At 64.8% G+C, this 9,270-nt stretch carries 12 protein-coding genes; 6 read left to right on the top strand and 6 right to left on the bottom strand.

Translation table 11 applies throughout. The features are described 5' to 3' along the window. Together WBF82_RS17455 and WBF82_RS17450 are read right to left on the bottom strand one after the other, a co-directional pair. The coding region (locus WBF82_RS17455; RefSeq protein WP_424384218.1) for a tyrosine-protein phosphatase at positions 1-505 on the bottom strand (505 nt) is incomplete at its 3' end. Position 506: 1 nt separating this feature from the next. Further along, positions 507-1,718 carry an acyl-CoA dehydrogenase family protein gene (locus WBF82_RS17450; RefSeq protein ID WP_424384220.1) on the bottom strand — a complete coding sequence of 404 codons (1,212 nt, stop codon included), beginning with the start codon at positions 1,716-1,718 and terminating at the stop codon, positions 507-509. Positions 1,719-1,879: 161 nt separating this feature from the next. On the opposite strand from WBF82_RS17450, the gene WBF82_RS17445 reads away from it, so the two are divergent. Next, positions 1,880-2,350 carry a DUF1348 family protein gene (locus tag WBF82_RS17445; RefSeq protein WP_424384217.1) on the top strand — a complete coding sequence of 157 codons (471 nt, stop codon included), beginning with the start codon at positions 1,880-1,882 and terminating at the stop codon, positions 2,348-2,350. A gap of 10 nt (positions 2,351-2,360) precedes the next feature. On the opposite strand, the gene WBF82_RS17440 is transcribed toward WBF82_RS17445, so the two are convergent. Next, entirely contained in the window at positions 2,361-3,059 is a 699-nt protein-coding gene (locus tag WBF82_RS17440) for a sensor domain-containing protein (RefSeq protein WP_424384216.1), read from the bottom strand. A 154-nt stretch (positions 3,060-3,213) separates the two neighbouring features. On the opposite strand from WBF82_RS17440, the gene WBF82_RS17435 reads away from it, so the two are divergent. The 3 genes from WBF82_RS17435 to WBF82_RS17425 are packed head-to-tail and all read left to right on the top strand — an operon-like array spanning position 3,214 to position 6,086. Further along, positions 3,214-4,305, top strand: coding sequence for a Re/Si-specific NAD(P)(+) transhydrogenase subunit alpha (locus WBF82_RS17435; RefSeq protein ID WP_424384215.1), 1,092 nt, complete (start codon positions 3,214-3,216; stop codon positions 4,303-4,305). A 9-nt stretch (positions 4,306-4,314) separates the two neighbouring features. Continuing rightward, positions 4,315-4,653 carry an NAD(P) transhydrogenase subunit alpha gene (locus WBF82_RS17430; protein WP_424384214.1) on the top strand — a complete coding sequence of 113 codons (339 nt, stop codon included), beginning with the start codon at positions 4,315-4,317 and terminating at the stop codon, positions 4,651-4,653. Beyond that, complete coding sequence (locus WBF82_RS17425; protein WP_424384213.1) at positions 4,650-6,086, top strand: NAD(P)(+) transhydrogenase (Re/Si-specific) subunit beta; 1,437 nt, start codon at positions 4,650-4,652, stop codon at positions 6,084-6,086. The genes WBF82_RS17430 and WBF82_RS17425 overlap by 4 nt, the downstream gene beginning before the upstream one ends. A 10-nt stretch (positions 6,087-6,096) precedes the next feature. Here WBF82_RS17425 and WBF82_RS17420 read toward each other — a convergent pair whose 3' ends face one another. Further along, positions 6,097-6,222 carry a hypothetical protein gene (locus WBF82_RS17420; protein WP_324857409.1) on the bottom strand — a complete coding sequence of 42 codons (126 nt, stop codon included), beginning with the start codon at positions 6,220-6,222 and terminating at the stop codon, positions 6,097-6,099. Between the two features lie 152 nt (positions 6,223-6,374). Here WBF82_RS17420 and WBF82_RS17415 point away from each other — a divergent pair, with 152 nt between their 5' ends. Then, complete coding sequence (locus WBF82_RS17415) at positions 6,375-7,034, top strand: TetR/AcrR family transcriptional regulator (RefSeq protein ID WP_424384212.1); 660 nt, start codon at positions 6,375-6,377, stop codon at positions 7,032-7,034. On the opposite strand, the gene WBF82_RS17410 is transcribed toward WBF82_RS17415, so the two are convergent. Both WBF82_RS17410 and WBF82_RS17405 read right to left on the bottom strand, forming a co-directional pair. Then, the gene (locus tag WBF82_RS17410) at positions 6,994-7,836 is read right to left on the bottom strand and encodes a class I SAM-dependent methyltransferase (protein ID WP_424384211.1); all 843 of its coding nucleotides are present in this window, start codon (positions 7,834-7,836) and stop codon (positions 6,994-6,996) included. The genes WBF82_RS17415 and WBF82_RS17410 overlap by 41 nt on opposite strands. Continuing rightward, on the bottom strand, positions 7,833-8,303 hold the full coding sequence (locus WBF82_RS17405) for a GbsR/MarR family transcriptional regulator (protein WP_424384219.1): 471 nt from the start codon (positions 8,301-8,303) through the stop codon (positions 7,833-7,835). Before WBF82_RS17405 ends, WBF82_RS17410 begins: the two co-directional genes overlap by 4 nt. Before the next feature lie 107 nt (positions 8,304-8,410). Between WBF82_RS17405 and WBF82_RS17400 the strand changes: the two genes are divergently transcribed. After that, the gene (locus tag WBF82_RS17400) at positions 8,411-9,184 is read left to right on the top strand and encodes an SDR family oxidoreductase (protein ID WP_424384210.1); all 774 of its coding nucleotides are present in this window, start codon (positions 8,411-8,413) and stop codon (positions 9,182-9,184) included. Positions 9,185-9,270 lie beyond the last annotated feature (86 nt).

Here is a 9,270-nt window from a genome sequence, read left to right as displayed (position 1 = left end):
AGCCGGTGCGGTCCTTACCGGCGAAACAGTGGGTGAGCACCGAGCGCCCGTCGGCCAGCAAGTTGACCACGCGATGCAATGCCTGCTGCGCGCCGTTGTAGGTGGGAAACCGGCTGTACTCGTCGATCATGTAGCGGCTGGCCGCCTCGCTGACGGGTTCCTCGTCGGCCTTATCTTCCAGCAGTCGTCGAAACGCATGCTCGTGGGGCGCATGACCGTCCGAGCCGTCCGGGTCGAGTTCGTCGGGCCCGAGATCCGGGATGGGCAGTAGGTGTATCTGCACGCCGTCGGGCACCCGGCCCGGCCCATGGCGCTCGACCTCGCGGCGTGAACGCAGATCGGCGACATCGGTTATGCCCAACCGGTGTAACTCGTCGCGGCCGTCGTCGCCGAGATCGCTGAGCTCGCCGGAACGAAACAGCCGGCCCGGTCGCAGGACGCCGGTGCTATCCGCAACATCGCGAAAGTTCCAGGCCCCCTGCAGCTCCCGCACGCTAAAGGTCATGTTAGGTGACCGCCGCAGCGAAAGCGCTTTGCTCCCGGCCGAGCTCGGCGCGTGCGATGGATCGCATGTGCACCTCGTCGGGTCCGTCGAAGATGCGCATTGCGCGTTGCCAGGCGTACAGCCGGGCCAGCGCCGTATCTTCGCTGACGCCGGCCGCACCGTGCACCTGGATGGCTCGGTCGATGACGTCGCAAGCCATCTGCGGTGCCACCGCTTTGATCTGTGACACCAGTAGATGCGCTGCCTTGTTGCCGTGTTGGTCGATGGTCCAGGCCGCCTTCTCGCACAGGAGCCTGGCTTGATCTATCTCATTGCGGGACTTGGCAATTGCCTGCTGCACCAAACCTTGGTCGGCCAGCGGACGGCCAAACGCGATCCGGGTGTTGGCCCGGTGCACCATCAGAGCCAGCGCGCGTTCGGCTCCGCCGAGGGCGCGCATGCAGTGGTGGATGCGGCCCGGTCCCAGCCGCGCCTGGGCGATCGCGAAGCCGCCACCTTCTTCGCCGAGCAGGTTGGTGACCGGTACCCGAACGTTGTCGTAGATGATTTCGCAGTGCCCGGGCTGGTCTTGGTAACCGAAGACCGATGTCGAGCGGACCACCGTGACACCCGGCGTATCGATCGGTACCAGAACCATTGACTGCTGTTGGTGGCTTGCCGCCTCAGGATTTGTGCGGCCCATCACGATCAGGATCTTGCAGCGTGGATCAGCAGCACCCGAGGTCCACCATTTGCGGCCGTTGATCACGTAGTCGCTGCCGTCGCGCATGATCGAGGTTTCAATGTTGCGGGCATCGCTGCTGGCGACCGCGGGCTCGGTCATCGAAAAGCCGCTGCGGATCTCACCGTTCAGCAGCGGCTCGAGCCACTGCTTGCGCTGCTCCTCGGTGGCGAAAAGGTGCAGGGTCTCCATGTTGCCGGTGTCCGGTGCCGCACAGTTGATCGCCTCGGGCGCGATCTCCAGGCTCCAGCCCGTCAGCTCGGCCAGCGGAGCGTATTCCAGGTTCGTCAGCCCCGATTCGGCCGGCAGGAACAGGTTCCACAGACCGGCCGCTTTGGCCTTGGTCTTCAACTCCTCGATGATCGGCGGAACGGTGTGATCGTTCGGCCCGGCCTCGTGCCGATACCGGTCATATTCGGCCTCGGCCGGAAAGACGTATTCGGTGATGAACTCGGACAGCCGTTTGTGGTAGTCGCTGGCTTTGGCTGACATCGCGAAGTCCATGCCCGTCACGATAGGACACGTGTCGAGAAGCGTCGTTTCAGGTCTCGGAGTCGCGACACTGAAACGACGCACACGACACGCCGCGGCAGATGTGCGTGGTTGCAATCTCGGCGAAGTCGTCGGCGCTCGCAGTGGCGCACGATGGGGTCATGGCTGAAACTTCCGAATCCCGGCCCCCGTTCCCGCCCTTCACCCTCGAGACCGCGATCCAGAAGGTTCAGGCCGCCGAGGACGCCTGGAACACCTGCGACCCCGAGCACGTCAGCAAGGCCTACACCGTCGACTCGCAATGGCGAAACCGCAGCGAGCACGTCGTCGGCCGGGACGCGATCGTGGCGTTCCTGACCCGCAAGTGGCAACGTGAGCTGGACTATTCGCTGCGCAAAGCCCTGTGGGATTTCCACGACAACCGGATTGCGGTGCGGTTCCAGTACGAGTCTCACGATGCCAGCGGACAGTGGTACCGCAGCTATGGCAACGAACTGTGGGAGTTCACCCCAGCGGGGCTGATGGCCCGGCGCGAAGCCAGCATCAACGACGTCCCGATCGACGAATCGCTGCGACGCTACTTCGGCCCTCGTTCGCAGGAGGAGCATGGCCAAGATTTCCCGCTTTGGTGACTCGCAGGCGTCAGCCCGTCGCGTTGAGCAGCTCCTCGATCTTCTTCAACCGCCTGGCGGCGACGGCCCCATTGTCGATGGACCGATTCGCAGAGCAGGTGGCCACTTCGGAGATCACATTCGCCAGCGCGATCACCGAGTACTCGCAGATCCACTGGTCGCCCGCCAGGCTGGTCGACCAGTGCGCGATGTTGGGCGAGTCGGAAATGAGCGGCGCCGGGATGACGGTGAACCTCTTCTGATCGTCACCCCACACGTGGACCGGCCGCTGGCAGGCGTCGACTTTTTTGCGAACCGAATCGAGAAACGCCGATGCGCTGAAATCACCCGGATAGCTCGCCGACGCCTCGAGTAGCTGGTGCTCGTTGTCTCGGCCGCCATCGGTCTGTGTACGTGCTTCCCGGCCGGTGTAGTTCGTCGGGAACAGCGGGTAGCGGCCGAACGCGACCACTCCGTGACAGTCGGCCGGATCGGCGCCGATGAACAACGACGACTGCATGTCGGTCTCGGCCAGGGGCGTTCCCGGCAGAACCGACAGCGACGACGATGGCGTGAGCAATTGGTCAAGCTGCGACGGCTGGATAGGCCCGCTCGCGCCGCCGGCACGGGGAGCGCTGCGCGCATCGCCCGAGACGACGCGGCTGCAGCCGGTCAGGGCAACGCACGGCACCAGCAGCAACGCCAGTGCGCGCGATCTGCCCGTCGACACCCAACAAACGTTAGTCAACCGGCGGTGGTGTCGACTTCACCAAATCGGAGACCCGACGGCCACGCCGCGCTCCGGTCGCTACCCGCTAGGCTCGGCGGGGCGCGGCCAGGCCAGGGCCGGTCAAAAATGGCAGGAAAGGCTAGACGTACAGGCCATGACAGATACGCACACGACGGTGGGGGTGGTCGCCGAGTCCGGGACCGACGAGCGACGGGTTGCGCTGGTGCCGAAGGCGGTCGGGCCGCTGGTGAAAAGCGGTGTCGCCGTCGTGGTGGAGTCGGGGGCGGGCGAAGGTGCGCTGCTTCCCGACGACCTCTATACCGAGGCCGGCGCCAGCATCGGTGATGCCTGGGCGGCCGACGTCGTCGTCAAGGTCGCACCACCGACCGCCGACGAGGTAGGCAAGCTGCACAGCGGGCAGACACTGATCGGCTTCCTGGCTCCGCGCAACGCGGAGAACTCGATCGGCGCGCTCAAGCAGGCCGGTGTGCAGGCATTCGCGCTTGAAGCCATTCCGCGGATCTCGCGCGCACAGGCGATGGACGCGTTGTCGTCGCAAGGCAACGTCGCCGGTTACAAGGCCGTGCTGCTCGCGGCCTCCGAGTCGACGCGGTTCTTCCCGATGCTGACGACCGCGGCGGGCACAGTGAAGCCGGCCACCGTGCTGGTGTTGGGCGTCGGAGTGGCCGGGCTACAGGCGCTGGCGACGGCAAAGCGACTGGGCGCGCGTACCACCGGCTACGACGTGCGCCCCGAGGTTGCCGACCAGGTGCGGTCGGTGGGGGCGCAGTGGCTGGACATCGGCATCGAGGCCGCCGGTGAGGGCGGGTACGCCCGTGAGCTCACCGAGGACGAACGCGCGCAACAGCAGAAGGCGCTGGAAGACGCGATCAGCGGATTCGACGTCGTGATCACGACCGCGCTGGTACCGGGTCGCGCCGCGCCGCGCCTGGTGACTGCCGCCGCAGTCGAGGCCATGAAGCCCGGCAGCGTGGTCGTGGACCTGGCCGGCGAGACCGGCGGCAACTGCGAGCTCACCGAACCCGGGCAGACGGTGGTCAAACACGACGTCACGATCGCTTCGCCGCTGAACCTGCCCGCGACCATGCCGGAGCATGCGAGCGAGCTCTACAGCAAGAACATCACGGCCCTGCTGGACCTGCTGATCAAAGACGGCAAGCTGGCCCCGGACTTTGACGACGAAGTCGTCGCGGACTCATGTGTGACCCGAGGGGAGAACGCATAAATGCACGGGATGTATGACGAACTTCTGTCCAACCTGGCGATCCTGGTGCTGTCCGGATTCGTCGGGTTCGCAGTGATTTCCAAGGTGCCCAACACGTTGCACACCCCGCTGATGTCGGGGACCAACGCCATCCACGGCATCGTGGTTCTCGGCGCGCTGGTGGTGTTCGGCGAGGTAGAGCATCCGTCGCTGGCAGTGCAGATCATCTTGTTCGTCGCGGTGGTGTTCGGAACGCTGAACGTCATCGGCGGTTTCATTGTTACTGACCGGATGCTCGGCATGTTCAAAGGGAAAAAGCCTGTGCAGCAGGCCAAGGCCGAGAAAACGGAAGCGCCGGCTGCCAAATGAACTACTTGGTAATCGGTCTCTACGTCATCTCGTTCGCGCTGTTTATTTACGGCTTGATGGGCCTGACCGGGCCCAAGACCGCGGTGCGCGGCAACCTGATCGCCGCGGTCGGAATGGCGCTCGCCGTGACGGCGACGCTGATCAAGATCCGGCACACCGACCAATGGGCACTGATCATCGCCGGCCTGGTGGTGGGTGTCCTGCTCGGTGTCCCGCCGGCCCGCTACACCAAAATGACCGCCATGCCGCAGCTGGTGGCGTTCTTCAACGGCGTCGGCGGTGGCACGGTCGCGCTCATTGCGCTCGCGGAATTCATTGAGACGGACGGCTTTTCAGCCTTCCAGCACGGCGAGTCGCCGACCGCACACATCGTGGTTGCGTCGTTGTTCGCCGCGGTCATCGGCTCGATCTCGTTCTGGGGATCGATCATCGCGTTCGGCAAGCTGCAAGAGCTCATCTCCGGATCACCGATCGGCTTCGGGAGGGCTCAGCAACCGGTCAACCTGCTGCTGCTGGCCGCCGCCGTCGCAGCCGCGATCGTCATCGGGCTACACGCGCATCCCGGCCCGCCCGGCGGGACAGCCGGAGCATCACTGTGGTGGATGATCGGCCTGCTCGCCGCCGCGGGTGTGCTGGGCCTGATGGTGGTGCTGCCGATCGGCGGCGCCGACATGCCCGTGGTGATCTCGCTGCTCAACGCGATGACCGGGCTGTCGGCCGCGGCCGCCGGGTTGGCGCTGAACAACACCGCGATGATCGTCGCCGGGATGATCGTCGGCGCCTCAGGTTCGATCCTGACCAACCTGATGGCCAAGGCGATGAACCGGTCGATCCCGGCGATCGTCGCCGGCGGGTTCGGCGGCGGCGGGGTGGCCCCCAGCGGCGACGGCGGCGGCGACAAGACCGTCAAGTCAACCTCGGCTGCCGATGCGGCGATTCAGATGGCCTACGCCAACCAGGTGATCGTGGTGCCGGGCTACGGCTTGGCGGTCGCTCAGGCGCAGCACGCTGTCAAGGACATGGCGGCGCTGCTGGAGGACAAGGGTGTGGCGGTCAAATACGCGATCCATCCCGTCGCCGGCCGGATGCCGGGCCACATGAACGTGTTGCTGGCCGAGGCCGAAGTCGACTACGACGCGATGAAAGACATGGATGACATCAACGACGAGTTCGGCCGTACCGACGTCGCGATCGTCATCGGCGCCAATGACGTCACCAACCCGGCGGCCCGCAACGATGCCTCCAGCCCGATCTACGGCATGCCGATCCTCAACGTGGATAAGGCCAGGTCGGTGATCGTGCTCAAGCGGTCGATGAACTCCGGATTCGCAGGTATCGACAACCCGCTGTTCTACGGTGAGGGAACCACAATGCTGTTTGGCGACGCGAAGAAATCGGTGACCGCGGTCGCCGAGGAACTCAAGGCGCTATAGCGCCGGCCCTCTAAACGGGCGGATAAGCCGGTGGCGGGTAGCCGTTACCGTCGACGACGCCCCGCAAGCCCCACAGCGAGTACTTGAAGTAGAACTCGAGTTCGTCAGAAAAGTCGTAGCTCGGATCCGGATCCATCTACCCACCCTCTCGATTGCGCTCGATCGTTCCGCTCACGCAGCAGTCTAGTCCGACGGGGCAATGCGCAACAGTGAACAACCGCCTTGCCTAGACTATCCAACTAGTTGATTGACACCCGGGCAACCCCCGCCTGCCGATAGCGAGTAGACATGCCATCCGAGAACGGCCTCTCCCGCCGCGAGGAGTTGCTGACTGTTGCCACCAAACTGTTCGCCGGCCGCGGTTACCACGGCACCCGGATGGACGACGTCGCCGACGTGGTCGGGCTCAACAAGGCCACTGTCTACCACTACTACGCCAGCAAGTCGCTGATCCTCTTCGACATCTACCGCCAGGCCGCCGAGGGCACGCTGGCCGCCGTGCACGACGACCCCTCCTGGACCGCGCGCGAAGCGCTCTACCAATACACCGTCCGCCTGCTCACCGGGATCGCGGCCAACCCCGAGCGGGCCGCCGTGTACTTCCAGGAGCAGCCCTACATCACCGAGTGGTTCACCGAGGAGCAGGTCGCCTCCATCCGCGAGAAGGAAACCCAGGTCTACGAGCACGTGCATGGGCTGATCGACCGGGGCATTGCCAGCGGCGAGTTCTATCCATGCGACTCCCACGTGCTGGCACTCGGCTACATCGGGATGACGCTTGGCGCCTACCGCTGGCTGCGGCCAAGCGGCCGCCGCAGCGCCAAGGAAATCGCCGCCGAATTCAGCACTGCATTGCTGCGAGGCCTGATCCGTGATGAGTCGATCCGGGTGGAGTCGCCGCTCGGGATCAGAACTGAAATCGATACAGCCGGTCGTAGTTCCTCATAAAAGGAACAGCCGCCAGGATTCGGTAGAGCGTCCTTTGCGGCTTCAGCGAGATCTTCGCGGCGTCGAGGAACATTGTTGTCTCGACCAGCTGCAGCCGTGGAATCCACTCGGGCAGCTCGTGGCCATCTTTGGTGCCCCATTTGGTGATTCCCGACGTCGAAGCCTTGGAGAGCAGCGGCGAATTGGAGAACCGCGGGCCCCACGGTGAAAGCAGGTCGGCCAGCAGCTCGCCGGTGCCGAAGCGATCGGTCAGCCGTTGCAGCAGATCGCGTAGTTCGGTCTCGTCGAGGTACATCAGCAGGCCCTCGGCAACGATCAGCGCGGGACGGCCGGTCGGGATCTGATCCAGCCAGCCGGGTTTGGTGACTGATGCCCCGATCATCGTGTAGCCGGTGCGATCGGTGTAGAGCTGTCGTCGCAGCGCGATGACGCCGGGCATGTCGACGTCGAACCATGACACCCCCGACGCCACGTCGAGCCGAAATGCGCGACTGTCCAGCCCACAGCCCAGATGCAGTACGACCGCATCGGGATTGCGGCGCAAGAAATCGTCGGCCCAGGTGTCGAGTTGCTTGGCGCGCAACGCAACCAGGAACTGATTGGCCCACGGCTGCGCGGCCCGGTGCATTCGGGCGAAGTCGTAGTTGATCCGATCGATCGCCTCGGCGGCTGCCCGGTCACCGAGGACCGGCCGCTCCAACCGGCTTTCGTATGCACGCAAATACAGCGTGCACAGGTTGGTCCATTCCACCGAGCCCCAGCGCACGCCGGAGAAATCGAGCTTGCTGGACTGGTCCGTCATTGTGATCTCCTATCCGCCCGAAATTTCTCCCAACGATGCGTCAACTCGTCGCGGTAGTCGCCGCCAGAAAATTCGCAGAAGTCCCGGAAGTCCTGGAGTCGCTCACGCTGTTCGGCTTTGTCGTCGCCGAGCAGCTGCAGGCCGAAGTCGGCGGCGTGGATGCCCGACCCCATCAAGGTCAGTTGCACGTTGAGCACATGGGTGAAGCCGCCGGGCGTGATGCGGTAGCGGTGCTGGCGGGTGGCCGACGGCAACCGCTCGACCATGCCGCCCTCTTGTAGCTGTCGGGCCACGGTGCTGACGGATGCCTTGCTCACCGACAGGGCGGTCGCCAGCTCGCTCAACGACTGCTGCGGCGGCTCGCAGATCATCAACCAGCCGTAGAGGCGGCCCATTGTCCGCGTGGCGCCGATCGTCTCGAAGAACAAGCCCATGCGGTCAACGAACTCAGCTTCGTCCGAAGACATCACCGTCGGAACTATACATCACGTTTAGTACAAACTAAACGTTCTATACGTAGCGGTTGAGAGTCCCGCTGGACGCCTTCGATGCGCCAACATCCAGACTGGTGGCCATGACTGAGATGTTTCGCCTCGACGGGAAGGTCGCCGTGGTCACCGGAGGTGGCCGGGGCATCGGCGTGATGATGGCGCGCGGACTGCTGCAGGCGGGCGCGACGGTGTATCTGTCCAGCCGCAAAAAGGCCGAACTCGACGCCGCCGTCGCCGAGTTGTCAGTTCACGGACCGGTGCAGGCGATTCCCGCCGATCTCGGCACCGTCGACGGCGTTCAGGCGCTGGTCGCCGATCTCGCCGAGCGGGAGGACGCGATCCACGCGCTGTTCAACAACGCCGGCGCGGCGTGGGGGGCGCCGTTCAGCGAGTTTCCCGAATCGGGCTTCGACAAGGTTCTCGACGTCAACGTCAAAGGCGTGTTCCTGCTGACCCGTGCCCTGGTGCCGATGCTGACGGCCGCTGCGACCGACGACGATCCGGCGCGCGTCATCAACACCGGCAGCATCGACGGAATCGTCCCGCCGGGACGCGGCCGGGACAACTTCTCCTACAGCGCGAGCAAGGCCGCCGTGCACATGCTGACCCAACATCTCGCCGGCGAGCTGGCGCCGCGGATTCTGGTCAACGCGATTGCGCCCGGGCTCTTCCCCTCCCGGATGACCAAGGAGTTGCTAGCGGCGGGAGCCGATGTGGTCGGCGCTCACTTGCCGCTGGGCCGCGTCGGCCAACCCGACGACATCGCGGGCATCTCGGTCTTTCTCACCAGCCGCGCCAGCACCTACATCACCGGTGCGGTGATCCCGGTAGACGGCGGCATCAGCGTCATCCGCTAGACCGCTAGGCAGTCATTTCAGGTTCTTCTCGAGGAAGTCGAGCTGATCGGCGATCACCCGCTCGAATGCGTCGCCGACATAAATCT

Origin of the sequence: Mycobacterium sp., assembly GCF_049673265.1 — a bacterium.
Lineage (GTDB): Bacteria > Actinomycetota > Actinomycetes > Mycobacteriales > Mycobacteriaceae > Mycobacterium.
The sequence above is the reverse complement of the archived record's forward strand: the minus strand, read 5'-3'. Positions and strand labels throughout refer to the sequence as shown.

Bases quoted from the DNA above. Each gene is read 5' to 3' on its own strand.
- WBF82_RS17410 (WP_424384211.1), bottom strand. From the start codon at position 7,836: ATGACGGACCAGTCCAGCAAGCTCGATTTCTCCGGCGTGCGCTGGGGC.
- WBF82_RS17450 (WP_424384220.1), bottom strand. From the start codon at position 1,718: ATGTCAGCCAAAGCCAGCGACTACCACAAACGGCTGTCCGAGTTCATC.
- WBF82_RS17435 (WP_424384215.1), top strand. From the start codon at position 3,214: ATGACAGATACGCACACGACGGTGGGGGTGGTCGCCGAGTCCGGGACC.
- WBF82_RS17400 (WP_424384210.1), top strand. From the start codon at position 8,411: ATGACTGAGATGTTTCGCCTCGACGGGAAGGTCGCCGTGGTCACCGGA.
- WBF82_RS17445 (WP_424384217.1), top strand. From the start codon at position 1,880: ATGGCTGAAACTTCCGAATCCCGGCCCCCGTTCCCGCCCTTCACCCTC.
- WBF82_RS17405 (WP_424384219.1), bottom strand. From the start codon at position 8,303: ATGTCTTCGGACGAAGCTGAGTTCGTTGACCGCATGGGCTTGTTCTTC.
- WBF82_RS17425 (WP_424384213.1), top strand. From the start codon at position 4,650: ATGAACTACTTGGTAATCGGTCTCTACGTCATCTCGTTCGCGCTGTTT.
- WBF82_RS17420 (WP_324857409.1), bottom strand. From the start codon at position 6,222: ATGGATCCGGATCCGAGCTACGACTTTTCTGACGAACTCGAGTTCTAC.
- WBF82_RS17415 (WP_424384212.1), top strand. From the start codon at position 6,375: ATGCCATCCGAGAACGGCCTCTCCCGCCGCGAGGAGTTGCTGACTGTT.
- WBF82_RS17430 (WP_424384214.1), top strand. From the start codon at position 4,315: ATGTATGACGAACTTCTGTCCAACCTGGCGATCCTGGTGCTGTCCGGA.